Origin of the sequence: Ureibacillus galli (assembly GCF_014836845.1) — a bacterium.
Taxonomy (GTDB): Bacteria; Bacillota; Bacilli; order Bacillales_A; family Planococcaceae; genus Ureibacillus; species Ureibacillus galli.
Genome location: NZ_JACSQA010000015.1, coordinates 26,528 through 41,667 on the forward strand (window position 1 = coordinate 26,528; position 15,140 = coordinate 41,667).

14 protein-coding genes and 1 riboswitch are annotated in these 15,140 nt (G+C 34.3%); of the genes, 13 read left to right on the plus strand and 1 reads right to left on the minus strand.

The window, feature by feature from the left end; all coding sequences use genetic code 11:
- Nucleotides 1–74: 74 nt before the first annotated feature.
- On the plus strand, nucleotides 75–782 hold the full coding sequence (locus H9636_RS10830; protein WP_191707626.1) for an MBL fold metallo-hydrolase: 708 nt from the start codon (nucleotides 75–77) through the stop codon (nucleotides 780–782).
- Nucleotides 783–791: 9 nt separating this feature from the next.
- Nucleotides 792–1,358 carry a TetR/AcrR family transcriptional regulator gene (locus tag H9636_RS10835; protein WP_191707627.1) on the plus strand — a complete coding sequence of 189 codons (567 nt, stop codon included), beginning with the start codon at nucleotides 792–794 and terminating at the stop codon, nucleotides 1,356–1,358.
- A 64-nt stretch (nucleotides 1,359–1,422) separates the two neighbouring features.
- Here the strand turns inward: H9636_RS10835 and H9636_RS10840 are convergent, their stop codons facing one another.
- Nucleotides 1,423–1,938: a hypothetical protein gene (locus H9636_RS10840; RefSeq protein ID WP_191707628.1), complete on the minus strand. Its 516-nt coding sequence runs from the start codon at nucleotides 1,936–1,938 to the stop codon at nucleotides 1,423–1,425.
- Between the two features lie 202 nt (nucleotides 1,939–2,140).
- Here H9636_RS10840 and H9636_RS10845 point away from each other — a divergent pair, with 202 nt between their 5' ends.
- The 11 genes from H9636_RS10845 (at nucleotide 2,141) to H9636_RS10895 (ending at nucleotide 14,445) form a co-directional block, all read left to right on the plus strand.
- Nucleotides 2,141–2,800 carry an SDR family oxidoreductase gene (locus H9636_RS10845; protein WP_191707629.1) on the plus strand — a complete coding sequence of 220 codons (660 nt, stop codon included), beginning with the start codon at nucleotides 2,141–2,143 and terminating at the stop codon, nucleotides 2,798–2,800.
- 160 nt (nucleotides 2,801–2,960) lie between these two features.
- On the plus strand, nucleotides 2,961–3,428 hold the full coding sequence (locus tag H9636_RS10850; protein WP_191707630.1) for a CBO0543 family protein: 468 nt from the start codon (nucleotides 2,961–2,963) through the stop codon (nucleotides 3,426–3,428).
- A gap of 370 nt (nucleotides 3,429–3,798) precedes the next feature.
- Nucleotides 3,799–6,129, plus strand: coding sequence for a helix-turn-helix domain-containing protein (locus H9636_RS10855; protein WP_191707631.1), 2,331 nt, complete (start codon nucleotides 3,799–3,801; stop codon nucleotides 6,127–6,129).
- Nucleotides 6,130–6,296: 167 nt separating this feature from the next.
- On the plus strand, nucleotides 6,297–7,526 hold the full coding sequence (locus tag H9636_RS10860; RefSeq protein WP_225230179.1) for an MFS transporter: 1,230 nt from the start codon (nucleotides 6,297–6,299) through the stop codon (nucleotides 7,524–7,526).
- A gap of 13 nt (nucleotides 7,527–7,539) precedes the next feature.
- Nucleotides 7,540–8,721, plus strand: coding sequence for a M20 family metallopeptidase (locus H9636_RS10865; RefSeq protein WP_191707632.1), 1,182 nt, complete (start codon nucleotides 7,540–7,542; stop codon nucleotides 8,719–8,721).
- A gap of 55 nt (nucleotides 8,722–8,776) precedes the next feature.
- Nucleotides 8,777–10,339, plus strand: a complete 1,563-nt coding sequence (sdaAA, locus tag H9636_RS19380; protein WP_191707633.1) for an L-serine ammonia-lyase, iron-sulfur-dependent, subunit alpha — start codon at nucleotides 8,777–8,779, stop codon at nucleotides 10,337–10,339.
- A 252-nt stretch (nucleotides 10,340–10,591) separates the two neighbouring features.
- Nucleotides 10,592–10,783, plus strand: a complete 192-nt coding sequence (locus H9636_RS10875) for a hypothetical protein (RefSeq protein WP_191707634.1) — start codon at nucleotides 10,592–10,594, stop codon at nucleotides 10,781–10,783.
- Nucleotides 10,784–10,991: 208 nt separating this feature from the next.
- The gene (locus H9636_RS10880) at nucleotides 10,992–11,522 is read left to right on the plus strand and encodes an RNA polymerase subunit sigma (RefSeq protein ID WP_191707635.1); all 531 of its coding nucleotides are present in this window, start codon (nucleotides 10,992–10,994) and stop codon (nucleotides 11,520–11,522) included.
- Nucleotides 11,523–11,672: 150 nt separating this feature from the next.
- On the plus strand, nucleotides 11,673–12,062 hold the full coding sequence (locus tag H9636_RS10885; RefSeq protein ID WP_191707636.1) for a RidA family protein: 390 nt from the start codon (nucleotides 11,673–11,675) through the stop codon (nucleotides 12,060–12,062).
- A gap of 115 nt (nucleotides 12,063–12,177) precedes the next feature.
- Nucleotides 12,178–13,605: an aldehyde dehydrogenase family protein gene (locus tag H9636_RS10890; RefSeq protein ID WP_191707678.1), complete on the plus strand. Its 1,428-nt coding sequence runs from the start codon at nucleotides 12,178–12,180 to the stop codon at nucleotides 13,603–13,605.
- A 210-nt stretch (nucleotides 13,606–13,815) separates the two neighbouring features.
- Nucleotides 13,816–14,445: a DUF3885 domain-containing protein gene (locus H9636_RS10895; RefSeq protein ID WP_191707637.1), complete on the plus strand. Its 630-nt coding sequence runs from the start codon at nucleotides 13,816–13,818 to the stop codon at nucleotides 14,443–14,445.
- Nucleotides 14,446–15,043: 598 nt separating this feature from the next.
- Nucleotides 15,044–15,135: riboswitch (cyclic di-GMP riboswitch) on the plus strand.
- Nucleotides 15,136–15,140 lie beyond the last annotated feature (5 nt).

The following is a 15,140-nucleotide window of genomic DNA, read 5'->3' on the forward strand; positions in this document are numbered from 1 at the left end:
TTAAAAAAATCTTCCAAAAACTAATGGTATTAGTTATACTAAAACTAATACCATTAGTTTTTGGAGGTTTTAGGATGAAATTAACAAAAGTGAACAATATTTATCAGCTTACGTTTTTTCCGAATTTTTTCCCCGTAAACTGTTATTTTGTAGAAGAGGATGAGCATTTAACTTTAATTGATGCAGGCCTACCTTTAAGTAAGAAAGATATTTTGAAAACTGCTCAAGATTTAAGGAAGCCGATACGTAAAATAGTCTTAACCCACGTGCATAGTGATCATATTGGTGCACTCGATGGACTGAAAGAGGCACTCCCAAATGTTGAAGTTTTAATACCCAAAAGGGAATTTAAAATACTTAACGGGGATATGACTTTAGAAGACGGTGAGGAGGATTTGCCGATTAAAGGGAGTATTCCGAAGAACATCAAAACAGTACCGGACACATTACTAGAAGATGGGGATCAAATAGGTTCTATAATAGCTATACATTCACCCGGTCATACACCAGGGATGATGTCGTTTTTGGATATTCGAGATAATACATTAATTGTAGGAGATGCATTCCAATCAAGAGGAGGAATTGCTGTAGCAGGAGATATTCGTTGGAGTTTTCCATTCCCGAGCTTTGGGACATGGAACAAAAAAGTTGCAATCGAATCTGCTGAAAAATTATTAACTTATAAGCCATCGGTACTTGCGGTAGGGCATGGAAATCTAATCTTTGATGCTGAAGAGAAAATGAAACAAGCTATTGAAAAGGCAAAAAAATCAATAAAGTAGGGAAAAATGATGTCACCACGTACTGGAATAAATCAAGAAATTATTATAAATAAAGCTGTAGAAATCGCTGAAAAAGGGGGTATGGAAGCAGTCACGATGGCAACATTAGCAAGGGAATTGTCCATAAAATCACCATCACTTTATAATCATTTCAAAGGTTTAAAAGAAGTTAAACTAGCCCTAGCTTTGAAAGCGTTAAACCTTTTTTACCAATATTTAAAAAAGGCTACTTTAAATCAAAAGGATGGCTCTGAAGCGATACGTGCAATTGGAAAAGCATATATAGAGTTTGCAAATCAGCATCCAGGTTTATATGAAGCACTAATATCATCACCTGACCCATCATCTAATACTATTCAAATTGCTGAGGAAGCTATCGTAGATTTAATAATGGAAGCTATATCAGTTTCCCCTCTAAATGAAAAAGAACAAATTCATGCCGTCAGGGGTTTAAGAAGTTTACTCCACGGATTAGTAGATTTAAAAAGAAAGGGTGGATTTAATCTACCATTAGATTTTGAGGAATCTTTAGAAGTTAATCTCGAAATATTTATAAAAGGATTAAATGAAAAATAACTCCTTGAGGATGACAATCTATACGTTGTGATCCTTAAGGACTAGTTTGCTATTTTTAAATTTTCTAGTCTACTAAAGATTTTAACATTGAATATATTTTCTCTAGTATGATTTGGTATTTACTACTACTGGTAATCAGAATGTGATTTTCGAAGAAGTATTTACCTCCACTTAATAACTTCATGATAAACTCCTTCTTTGCTACATTAAAAATGTCATTACCATATTTAATCTTGATTACATCATTGTTGATTTTAGTAAACGATAGTTTCACTTCATAACCAGGTACTATCATTTCAACAAATTCATCTTCTAAAAAAGAATATAATAAGTCAGTTATCGCTATCCAATATATAAGCAAATAATCTATAAATTCCTCTCCGAAAAGAATATGGTCATTGTAAGTGACTTTAATAAAACCGTAGTAATATTCTCCGTTACTATCTTTAATAATTTTTTGAATTTCTTGATATCTTTCTTTATTTTCAATGTTAATAAATTTCATATTAAATTGTTCCAAAGTTAATGGAACTTCTACATTTGTGTCTGGAACTAATAGAAATGTTTCGACCGTCATCATAATAATCAACCTCCGTCGCCAAAGTTAGATGAATTAGGTAAATTATACCATATTTTAAATGCTAGATAACATAGCCTTTTTATTTGTCATGACGTCAGATTTTACGTCCAGTTAAAAATTTTTAAGTAAAAAGGGATATGTTTCGCAATCCTTTTCCATAGTAGTGATAGATCAAAATTTCAATTTGAAAGGAAGTAATATTTTGAAGGTACTTATTATTGGAGCAAACGGGCAAATAGGCCAACACCTTATAAAGAAACTTCAAGAATCAGGTAGGCATCAACCAGTAGCAATGGTTCGTAAAGAAGATCAACAATTAAAATTTGAAAGTCAAGGGGTTAAAACGGCATTAGTTGATTTAGAAGAAAGTGTTGATAAAATGGTTGAAGCTATGAAAGAAGTAGAGGCCATTGTTTTTACTGCAGGTTCAGGTGGCCACACCGGAGCTGATCAAACAATGATGATTGATTTGGATGGAGCTATTAAATCGATGAAAGCTGCGAAAAAAGCCAACGTCAAACGTTTTGTTATTGTTAGTGCTATCGGGATTCATCAATGGCATGAAAACAATCACCCTGAATGGATGGATCGTACACCATATTATAGTGCAGCTAAATATTATGCTGATGTTTGGCTAGAAAATAGTGGACTTGACTATACTATTATTCGCCCTGGGGGACTAACCAATGAATCGGGAACAGGAAAAGTAGAAATAGGAGATAACCTTCAGATGGCCATGATACCTCGTGAAGATGTAGCAACGACAATCACTTTAGTTTTAGAAAACAATAATTCAATTGGAAAAGCATTTGATTTAACTAGCGGTCAAATTCCAATTGAAAAAGCAATAAAAACATTATAATTTATTCTTACCGCTAATAGCTTGCCTATAACTGTTTGTTAAATACTGACAAACAGTTAAAGGTTCATTAAATAGAATTATGCCCTTCAAGTTGAAGTATACTTGATAAGAAAAAATTACATAATAAATAGGATTAATGAACTTCTGTGGGGGGGTACTTTTGGAGCTGCAAACTATTTTTGTATATATTGTAAGTATATTATTTCTATTAATCGCCTACATGATCCCCAAAAAAATTAATCTTTCTGAAATTCATGCTACTTCATTATTCGCTACAGTAGTTGGCCTTATTGTCGATACGATACTAGCGGTAAAATATAAATTTTACGTTCTTGATAAGGAGGGCGTGCAAATCCCCCCATTAATCGGACAAATTATTTTATATTATGTAGGTAGTTTAATAATATTGAATTACTTTCCTTTTAACAGATCAAAATTACGTAAAGTTGCATACATTTTATTTTGTTCTTTAGTTGCTGTTCTATTTGAATTGATTTGTTATCAATTTAAATTTATTAAATATCATGAGTGGAATATTTGGTATTCTGCTTTGTGCTACCCTTTTATCATTATTTTCTTTACACTTCATTATAAATTCTTTCGTTGGTTAGCAAACCGAAATTTATAATTGGAAGGATACGTAAAGTGTTCATCGAGTATAAAGGTTGTTGCTACTGTTTAGACACTCTTTGTTAGGAGTGTCTTTTTAGTTTGTGGAATCTCCATTTTTTCATTATGTTCTTCATATTCCAAAATAGAACCTACATACTTAATAGTATCGAATAATTAAAATTTACTTGGTACAATATAGAAAGTAACAAGGGGGAGTATTGAATGGGTTTACTGAAAATTTATATGCATGCTACTGATTACGAATTAATATAAAAGTAAGTGATACAAAGTATAAATCAATTTTAATCGCGAGCAGAGATGTTTTCTATAACGCATACAAAACATATTCTTTACTTCGCTTAATTAAATTTCTGGGGTGATAGATTATGTATGAACCAACCATTGAAGAACCATATAAAATCAGTCTTCAAAACATACGTTATTACTCTCAATATACATATTCAGGGATTGAGTTACTTCTCGTTATTAGTGGGGAAATTGAAGTGTTGGTAAACCAACAATCCATTCATTTGAGCGAAAACGACCTTCTTCTTATAAACGCAAATCATGTTCGTACAATCAAAGGAAACAAGGAAAATGTTGTGGCCTTATTGCAAATTCCCCTACGTTTGATCGAACAACATTACACTAAAATTCATGAGTGCTATTTTGACTGTAACTCAACTAAAAAAGATAATGGATTTTATTTATTATTCGATCAAATTCGGCAACTCCTAGCAGAAATTTTGATTGCTCAATATCAAAAGCAAGAGGGAAATGAACTCGAAATCAATAGTTTAATTTATAAGTTAGTCACTCTATTGATCCGAAATTTTAAATCAACTTATATTGGTCAAAATCAAATAATCGGCATGAAGAATGAACGAATTCGAAATATTCTAGCTTTTATTGAAAAAAACTATCGTAAGTCGATATCGTTGGAGGATATAGCTAAACAGCAATATTTATCCCTTTATTATTTATCCCGCTTTTTTAAGCAGGAAGTTGGTATAAGTTTTACACAATATGTAAAAGAAGTACGATTGAAATCTGCCGTTCATGAGCTTTTGAATACGAACAATAGTATTATTCAAGTTGCCCTTAATAATGGATTTCCAAATGCAAAATCATTTAACAAAGTCTTTAAAGAAATGTACCAACAAACACCAGCTGAATATCGAAGTCTTCATAAGAAAGAACCTTCTAATGGAGGTGAAGAATTCTCTGAAAGAGACCAATATACTTTATTGAAATCACCTAAATTTTTAATTGAAATCAGTAAATATATTTCATCGTCAAATAACAATCTTATTACAATGGTCGAACCTGCTGCATCAACCGTATATATTGACATGCCGAAGGAACCTATTTATACACGGAAAAAGTCTAGCAAATTATTGGTGATTGGCCAACTGGAATATGCATTGCATGAAGAAGTTCAAGCACAACTACAAATTATTCAAGAGCTACTTTATTTTGAGTATATATACTTCTCGAATTTGTTCTCCTCTACCTTAACTATTACAACACCATTATTTCAAACAGGAGGGAAATTTTATCAGATTAATGCATTATTCACCCGCATGAGACAACTTGGTTTAGTGCCATTCATCCGTGTAGAGTTTGAAAAAGAAGTGGAAATCAGCTCTGAATATCTCAAGTTATTAGAAGAATTTTTACAGCACAGTATCCAATATTTCGGCAATGCGTTTGTAGGGCAGTGGCAGTTTGAAGTAGTTTTCACAAGGTGGGATGAAACATCGAGAGCTTTTTATCGAGATTTTTATCAAGGGGTGAAAAAATGGTCAGCTGATTCAAAAGTGGGTCTTCACGTACCGTATCGTTTAGAAAGTGGTATCAATGGAAAAGCCACAGCTTTTTTAAAGGAATTTGCTACTATATGCGACCTTATTTGTTTCACTTGCAATCCGAATGAACATGTTGATTTTACAGACATGAATAATAGTAGCTTTGAAGGTGTAAAAAGTTTTTTAAAGAAATCATGTACTGATTTAAAAGAGCAACTAAAATCAGTTGGTTTTGTAGATTGTTCTATTTATTTAACCAATTGGAATACACTTTACGGAAATACTGTCGATTTAAGTGGAAGCTTCTTTCGTTCTTCCCTAATCTTTAAAGATATGTTTGATGTGATGAGGGAAATCTCTGGAGTCGGGTTTTGGATTGATACCCATTCATTGGAGAAAAGTAATCAGGAATATGAGCAAATTGCTATGAATGGGATTGCACTTTTTTATTATTATCAATTGAAACGTCCTGCATTTTTTAATATACAATTGATGGCAAAATTAAGCCCTCAGATTTTAGCTGAAGGAGATGATTTTGTCCTAACGAAAGGAGAAGGAGGTTACCAATTAGCTATTTATAACACCTCCTATGTTAATCCTTCTTACTCGGTTGAAAGTTTCTTTTTACGCTCCTTAACGAAGGAAACAAGGTTTGTGATTTCAGGATTACCCCCTGGTCATTATCAAATTCGTAAGCACATTCTGGACCGAAATAATGGTGCATTTTACATGAACTGGATCAATTTCCAGCGGGGAAATATTAATGATGGAGAAACAATTGCTTTCTTAAAACAGCGTACCTTTCCTGAATTACAAATTTATGAGGAAGAAATTGCCACGAACTTATATTTACAAACGACCTTAACATTAAATGCCTTTCATCTCTTTGAAATTAAGCCATTAAGTTAAAACTTAATGGTCTTTTTTTGTCATTGTGTAAACAAACAACTAGATGATGGCAAATGCAGGAGATATTTAGGACAATGAATGGACAGCCTTTTACATTTGTCAGAATTTATAATTATTTATAGTTGAAAGCGCTTTCGAAATAATGTGTTACCGAAAGGAGACATTCTATGTCTATTACCCAAGAATTTTTAGATGAAAACAAAGCCAAACTTTCGGTTCAAAAGGCCAAAAGTTCTCGAGAAGCAATGTTAATCATAGCTTTAATGGCTGGTTATTCCATGATTTATATGGATAAAAATATGATTTCAACTGCAATTATTCCAATTGCAGAACAATTTCACCTTACAACTAGTCAAACCGGGTTAATGATGAGTTTATTTTTCCTCGGATATTCAATTATGCAAATACCTGGTGGGTGGTTGGCCGATAAGTTTGGTTATAAAAAGGTTTTAATTCTTTCTCTTTCGTTAATTGCACTATTTTCATTTGCATTTAGCTTTGGGGCAAGTTTACTAGTTTTTGTGTTAATTCGCTTCCTAGCAGGAATAGGTCATGCAGGGTATCCACCAAGTTGTTCTAAAGGAATTGCAGTTAACTTCTCAAAAGAAAAACGGACCTTTATCCAATCACTCATTTTGTCTACAAGTGGTATTGGCGGTATTTTAGCATTTGTTATTGGTGCACGTTTGATTGATTTAAATTGGCATTATGCTTACTACGTATTGGGTGCATTTTTTGCCATTTCACTTCTACTAGTCATTTTCTTTGTGCCAAATCATGTTCCTATAGAAAAAGTGAAAGTAGTATCTAAACAAGTTAGTTTTAAATCGGTAATTTCTAATCGGAATGTCATTATTTTATTCATCGCGATGTTGATTGCCAATATTGCCTTCTATGGAAATATGTCATGGTTGCCTTCTTTTTTAAAGGTTAAATTTTCGCTTTCCATTAGTACAGTTGGAACTATATTGGCAGTGAATGCGATTGGAGGAACAATCGCCTCCTTATGTGCGGGTGTTTTATTGACAAAGTTTAATGGCAAAGAAAAATTACTGTTAATGGTTTCGTCAATTTTATCATCTATATTGTTTATTAGTTTAGTTTATTCAGATTCATTGGCACTATCGATCGTATTTTTATATGTGCTTACATTTTTACTAACAGTCATGTTTGTTGGAATCTTTTCTTGGCCACATAAGATTTTGCCGGAAAAAGTAATTGGTTCGTCCATTGGAATCGTCAATACTGGAGGGACACTTGGAGGTTTTATTGCACCGATTTCATTTGGAGCATTAATCTCCATGGCTGGTGGTTCATTTTCCATCGTTTTTATCAGCTTGGCAATTGCGATTCTAATATGCGGCTTCGTAACTCTTACCGTTAAAACAGAAAAATAAAGGAGGAAAAGTAATGTTAAATCAACTTTTACAAAAATTAGATGAGAAAAAAGAAAAAATGATTGAAATTCGAAGATATCTTCACCAACATCCTGAATTATCTTTTAAAGAGGAAAAGACAGCTCAATATATAGCCGATTTTTATAAAGATAAAAATGTTCAATTAAGAACGAATGTAGGTGGGTATGGAATTGTTGTAACCATCGAAGGTGGGCATGCGGGTAAGACGATTGCTTTAAGAGCTGATTTTGATGGATTGCCAATTAATGAAGAAGCAGATGTTCCTTTTAAATCAAAAAATCCGGGTGTTATGCATGCATGTGGTCATGATGGACATACAGCATATTTAATGATTTTAGCTGAATCACTAATCGAATTGAAGGATCAATTAAAAGGAAATGTTGTAATTCTTCATCAGCCAGCGGAAGAAACGCCTCCTGGTGGTGCAGCTGCGATGATTGAAGACGGATGCTTAGAAGGTGTTGATAATGTTTTTGGTATCCATCTTATGTCTTTAGCAAATACCGGAGAAGTTTATTACCGTGCTGGAGAAATGCAGGCGGCACGTTCATATTTTAAAGTGAGAATTCAGGGGAAAGGCGGACATGGTTCGATGCCGCATTTAAGCAATGACAGTATTGTCGCTGCTAGTCATTTCGTTGTTGCAACCCAAACAATCGTCAGTCGCCGAATCAATCCATTTGATATGGCAACAGTTACCATCGGCTCGTTTGATGGGAAAGGTTCTTTTAATATTATTAAGGATAGTGTTGAACTTGAAGGAGATGTTCGGACGATGTCCAGTGAAGTTCGCGCTACCGTGGAAAAAGAATTTAAGCGAATTTTAGCAGGACTTGCTGAAGAATTTGATATTACATATGATTTAATCTATTCTCATGATTATCCTGTTTTAGTAAATGATAAAGAAATGACAGAAATAGTTGTCAACGCAATCAATAAAGCTGAAATTCCTGAAGTTAAAGCAGTTATTGAAACACCGCCTTCTTCCGGCTCAGAAGATTTCGCCTACTATTTACAAAAGGTACCCGGCAGTTTCTTTTATGTGGGAGCTATGCCGTCAGATGGTCCAGCTTATCCGCATCACCATCCTAAATTTACAATTAATGAGGATAGCTTGATCATTGCAGCAAAAACAATGGCAGCGGTAGTTGTTGAATATTTTGGACAGAAATAGGTAAACATAACGGTTGCTTTCTGCAATTAGTCAACCTACTTTAGGGAGTGAAGATATGTCTTTTAAGAGTTTACATGAATTAATTGAACTAGCAGAGAAAGATAACATAACGATTGCAGATTTAATGATAAAAAAAGAAGTGGAGCAAAAAGGTTGTAATCAAGAGACGATTTTCCAAAGTATGTGGGATCAATTCACTGTTATGGAGGAGTCCGTCCGTAGGGGAACAAACAGTCCTGTAATGTCTCGTACCGGTTTGACGGGTGGGGACGGATTCCGTCTTCATCAATATGCAAAAAATAGGGAATCCTTCATTGATGCTATCACATTAAATACTGCAGCGAATGCGCTTGGAGTATCTGAAGTAAATGCCGCTATGGGAAGGATAGTGGCAACACCAACAGCAGGCTCAGCAGGAATATTACCAGCTGTTCTCGTTCACGCCCTTGACAGTGGAAAGTTTACCCGCAAACAGATTGTCGAATCGATGTTTACTGCCTCTGCCCTTGGTTTGGTCATTGCCAATAAAGCTTCCATCTCAGGAGCTGCAGGTGGGTGTCAGGCTGAAGTTGGTTCAGCAACAGCAATGGCTGCTGGTGCGCTCGTGGAGATGGCTGGCGGTACGCCAAAACAGGTTGGTCATGCTGTTGGAATTGCTTTGAAAAATTCTCTTGGACTAGTTTGCGACCCAGTTGCCGGGCTCGTGGAAATTCCATGTATTATACGCAACGGACTGCACGCTATTACAGCTCAAGCGGCAGCAGATATGGCCTTAGCGGGCATTGTCAGTGTTATTCCACCTGATGAAGTTGTTTCCGTCATGCAAGAGGTAGGCCAGCAAATGCCAGAGTCACTAAGGGAAACAGGGGTTGGTGGCCTTGCCGGCACTCCAACAGGGAAGAAATTGAAAGAACAAATATTTAACGAAAAAGGCAGTGTTTCCGGTCCCGCGAAATATCAAAGTGCTTATGAAATTATTGGACCAGTGATGGTCGGGCCATCTAGTTCACATACGGCCGGAGCAGTTCGAATCGGAAACATTGCTTATCAACTATTGAATGAAAAACCGAAATTTGTAAAGTTTTCACTAATGGGCTCTTTTGCAGAAACTTACCAAGGGCATGGGACAGACTTAGCTTTATTAGCAGGTGTACTAGGGTTAACGACTATGGATAATAGTATTCCAAACGCCAAGGTTATTGCAGAAGAACAGGGATTACAATATGAATTTACAAAACGAATTCTTGGAAGCTATCATCCCAATACAGTTCTCGTAGAGTTGTTAGGTGATACACGTCGTGTTAAAGTACTCGCAAGTTCTTTAGGAGGAGGTAAAGTAGAAGTCCAAGAATTGGATGATTATCCTCTTAAATTTTCCGGAGAACGACCAACCCTTTTGATACGCCATATCGACCGAAAAGGAGCGATATCTGAACTATCGAGTATTCTGTATCAAAAAGGATTTAACATTGCTCGTATGGCGAATGAGCGTTCAAGCCTTAATGGTCCAGCTATCACGATTTGTGAAATGGATAATAAAATGGATGAATCAGTCATCGCTTTACTCAAAAAGGAAATTCCTATTATAGAAGAAGTTATTTTAATTCAAACTAAATAGTTGGAAAATTTTAATCCTCTCAAAGGATAATCATCAAATGAACATAAGAACGAATGTAATAATTGTATGGATCATAAGTTCATATCAACTTTAAATAATTATTCCATGGCCGAACGCTATTCTTGCACAAAGAATAGTGTTCTTTTTTAAAAGACAACTTTATTAAAGAATGCTTTCATCGATTCATATAAAATAATAGAAAAAGTAAACTAAACACAAAATCGTTTAATAATATATGGGGGATGTTTAAACATGGTGATGAGAATATTATTAGGAATTGTAGCTGGTGGATTGCTCGGTTTTATAAGTAGTTCAATTATTGGAAGTGCTCTAAACATGCCAGATAGCACTATCATTAATGGAATATACTTCGGAGTCATTTCTGGTTTATTAGTTTGTTTAATTTTAGAGATCAATAAACTTTATGTAAAAATTGACAAATAAAACGATTATTAAAAGAAGTTTAAATTTGAAGAACGATGTTTCATTTTACAATGTGTGTCCAACAGTTCAGTATGTGGTGGATTAACCTGACAGATGAGGAACAAAACAAATAACGATACCCCAACTAATTAATCCATATTATGGAATAATTTTATATTTCTGATAAAATTAATAGATAAATATAAGACTTAAATATGGGGGAACTGGAATGATTTATGGAAAATTAGGTGTATTAGTAATCATCGGAACATTACTTTTATCAGCTTGTACTGAGGAAAAAAATGAAGATAAATTGTCAGTAAAGGAGGAAGTGATTGATGATCCCCCATCCGTTGAGTTAACTTTATTTGAATTGTCATCGAAAGAAAAAGAGGTATATAACAATTTTCAAAAGGACTTCAACTTAGAACATCTAAGTGGATTGGATCCAGTAAGTGTAGCAAAGTTATATGTTCAAGCTGGGTTCGATAAAAACTATGATGTTAAATACGCATTATATACAGACAGGGAAGAATATGTTCTATGGTCTAAAGAGGAAGATGAAAGTATTCCGGAATCTGATAGAGGTTCAAAAGAACAGTATATAAAGCAGTTTAGAAATATTGATAAAGGAACATTTATTCAAACGAGTGATGATGAAGGATATATTGAATATGACACAGGAGAGGGGACAATGGGTTTTAAAATGATTAAAAATGCAGATGGAATTTGGCAAGTATCATTTTTACCTATACAATAGTTCCTCTTATCTTGTATTAGTGAATTAACTTTAAGAGTCTAATAAAATACTTCTCGTAATGCTAACGAAGTATACACGTGAATGATTAATCGAAATTCTTTGATTACTATAATGTGTTAGTAGAAATATTTGAAAAAGGAATGGTAGATGTTGAAACGATCAAGAAACCCAGAAAACGTGCATCAACCTTTAGCCCCTTATGTACATCAAATAGAAATTACGGGTCCGCATAAATGGCTTAACTTGTCGGGGCAAGTAGGAATGGAAGTGGATGGCAATGTGCCTCAGAATCCACTAGAGCAACTAAAATTAGCTTTAGAGAATATAAGAAGAAATCTAGAGTCTGCCGATATGGAAATTGAGAATATAACAAAGTTGGTTTTTTATTTGGTCGGTGACTTTGATGCGGAGAAGAGAAGAAAAATTATGGGGGAATTTCTAGGTGAACATCTCCCTTGTATGACAATGATTTATGTAGTGGCACTGGCATCACCCGTATTAAAAGTAGAAATTGATGCTTGGGCGTGTAAAGCCTATTAAAAATCATAGTTTAAACTTCAACAAAATTTTGAATTGGATTAATGTCTGGGAGTTTCATACATAGAATTACTATTAGGTTAGTAATATTGACTATTTTTGAAATGGGGTATGAAACATTCGAAACGAATTAAAGCACTTTATTAATGGTGAATGGGTTGAATCGACTGGATCAAAAACAGTTGATGTAATCAACCCAGCTACTGAAGAAGTGATAGGTCGAATTAGTGATGGAACGATTGAAGATTTAAATAAAGCAGTTGCAGCTGCAAGAGCAGCATTTCCTTCATTTTCTCAAACTTCGAAAGAAGAACGCATTGATCTGTTAAATCGCATTGCAGATGAATATGAAAAGCGTAAAAAAGATATCGTTGAAGTGGTTACACAAGAATTGGGAGCGCCGATTACAATCAGTGAGCATACACACTACAACATGGGCTTAGGTCATTTTCGTCAAGCAGCAAAAGAATTGGAAAGTTTCGATTTTACTGAAAGACGAGGCAGTGCGTTAATTCGTAAAGAACCAATTGGTGTGAGCGGACTTATAACACCTTGGAATTTCCCTACAAATCAGACGTCTACGAAGCTTGCTAGTGCATTCGCTGCTGGTTGTACCGTAGTGTTAAAGCCTTCTGAACTAACACCATTTGCAGCCATTATTCTAGCTGAAATTTTCCAAGCTGCTAGTTTACCAAAAGGCGTCTTTAACTTAGTGAATGGAACGGGAGAGGTCGTGGGGAATGGTATTAGTTCTCATCCAGATATTGATTTCGTATCCTTTACCGGTTCCGGAGCAGTCGGTCAAAAGATTTCAGAAAATGCATCAAAAACAATTAAGAAAGTAGCTCTGGAACTTGGAGGGAAATCCCCCCTTGTTATTCTCGATGACTACGACATGAAAGAAGCTGCTCAAATCGCCATTTCGAATGTTCTTTTCAATACGGGTCAAGTATGTGTCGCGGCCACAAGGACCCTTGTTCCAAAATCAAAACATGATGAATTCATTGAGGCAGTGAAGGAAATCTTGCCAACTATTCCTTATGGTGATCCACTAAACAAGGGAAATATTTTCGGACCCCTTGTTTCTGAGAGACAATATAATCGCGTACAAGAATATATAAGGAAAGGGATTGAAGAAGGGGCTACCCTTGTAATTGGTGGACCTGGAAAACCGGAAGGACTTGAAAAAGGGTACTTCGTTAAACCAACTGTGTTTACCGATGTGAAAAATGATATGGTGATTGCTCAAGAGGAAATTTTTGGACCAGTAATGTCAATCATTGCTTATGATGATATAGATCAAGCGATTGAAATCGCGAATGATACGGTGTATGGATTAGCAGGTTATGTAGTTGGTAAAGATAAAGAAAAAATAGAGAAAGTCGCATCCTCCATTCGTGCCGGCCATATTACGATTAATAATGCGCCGATGGAACTATCTGCCCCATTCGGAGGCTATAAACAATCTGGAGTCGGGCGAGAGTGGGGTAGCTATGGTATTGAGGAATACTTGGAAGTAAAATCTATACTCGGAATGCCATTATAATTCGTAAAAATGATTTAAGAGGCAAGATGGCAATTGAATATTTTTCAACATTCGGCATATTTCATTTGAAATACGCCGATTTTTTTATTATCTTTTTTTACTAAAAAAACTGTCCGATTAAACTAGTTTATTGTAAAATGATACCACTATTGGGCATAATGTTTTTTTCTTATACTGCACTAATTTTAATGATTGAATAAAGGGGAACTTATGGAACTTAAAAACTTTATGAAGAAACATTATAACGATTTAGCTTTAACACCTGATTTTTATCAACATTGGAGTATAGGTATACATCTTGAATTAGGTAATAATATTTATCCATTTGATGAAAATCATCAGATTAATTTAAATTTGTTTAATAAGGTGTATAAACAATTATCGGAACTTGTTCCTCTATTGTTTAAGAAAACAGATACAGTTCTAGTTGTGGTTAATACCTATCCACAGGAAACTAAAAAGATAGTATACCCTAACTTCTTTAAACGTTATGTAAAGGAACAAAAATTAAAATATTCACTACACTACCATGAATTTCAATGGCAAGATGATGAAAATCATGTATTTGTTCAGCAAATGTCTTTATGCTGTAAAGTAACAGATTTAAAACTTGAACTTCTTTTGAAAACATTAATTCATGAGGATTTCCCTCCACTACAGCCGCGTTTAAGGACAAAACATTGTCTATTTGCACCTGATGTATTTTTAATCAATGTTAATACGAGGTGCATTTTTCATGTATATGATGATCGGGGATGTGAAGTGATCAATAGGAATCTAGAACTACATGAAAAACTAGTTGAAAGATTGAAGGAATGGGAAATGCAAGCAAAACCTTAACCTATACGATGGATAGTAATTGCTTAAGAAAATAAAACTTTTAAAAGCACTTTAAGAAAATGAATTAATCTTAAGATGCTTTATTATTTAATTTAACCAGTTCCTCAATCCATCTATTCCGATTTTTCTAGATAGAGAAATTATTGTTCTGTTAGAAAATAGTAGAAAGGGGATTCGAACTTTCATATATAGGTGAACATTGCTATTAGAAGTTTTTACTTATATTCTATTGTAATTTTATAGTCAAAACTGTTTGTCTTTCTTCATAGATGTTATTTAAATTATGTCCTAATATCGTCAATAATTACTACTCAATTTATTGTTGATAAGCAGAATGGTAACGATATTTTTAATCTATAATATTTTAAGATAGTAAAAAACGAATTAACAAGTAGAATCGGATAATTTAGACTGTAAAATGAGACTCAAAAATGTTTAAATTCACATTTAAAAAAGATGAATCTTTCTATTTAATCAATAAATAGAAAGCCATTAATTATTTTCAAATAATGTGAAAAATCGTAAATAATACCCATTGTATACAATTTGTAAACAAGTTACATTGAAAGTAAGAAAATTTAGTAAAGAGATAATTTTCGTACGATAATAGCAAACCCACTGAAAGGTGGCGACGCAAAGCTATAGGGGCTAAAGTGGCAAATTAAACCACCATGCCAGCCAGTTGCCGAATACGA

Bases quoted from the DNA above. Each gene is read 5' to 3' on its own strand.
- H9636_RS10830 (WP_191707626.1), top strand. From the start codon at position 75: ATGAAATTAACAAAAGTGAACAATATTTATCAGCTTACGTTTTTTCCG.
- H9636_RS10835 (WP_191707627.1), top strand. From the start codon at position 792: ATGTCACCACGTACTGGAATAAATCAAGAAATTATTATAAATAAAGCT.
- H9636_RS10840 (WP_191707628.1), bottom strand. From the start codon at position 1,938: ATGATGACGGTCGAAACATTTCTATTAGTTCCAGACACAAATGTAGAA.
- H9636_RS10855 (WP_191707631.1), top strand. From the start codon at position 3,799: ATGTATGAACCAACCATTGAAGAACCATATAAAATCAGTCTTCAAAAC.
- H9636_RS10860 (WP_225230179.1), top strand. From the start codon at position 6,297: ATGTCTATTACCCAAGAATTTTTAGATGAAAACAAAGCCAAACTTTCG.
- H9636_RS10865 (WP_191707632.1), top strand. From the start codon at position 7,540: ATGTTAAATCAACTTTTACAAAAATTAGATGAGAAAAAAGAAAAAATG.
- sdaAA (WP_191707633.1), top strand. From the start codon at position 8,777: ATGTCTTTTAAGAGTTTACATGAATTAATTGAACTAGCAGAGAAAGAT.
- H9636_RS10875 (WP_191707634.1), top strand. From the start codon at position 10,592: ATGGTGATGAGAATATTATTAGGAATTGTAGCTGGTGGATTGCTCGGT.
- H9636_RS10880 (WP_191707635.1), top strand. From the start codon at position 10,992: ATGATTTATGGAAAATTAGGTGTATTAGTAATCATCGGAACATTACTT.
- H9636_RS10895 (WP_191707637.1), top strand. From the start codon at position 13,816: ATGGAACTTAAAAACTTTATGAAGAAACATTATAACGATTTAGCTTTA.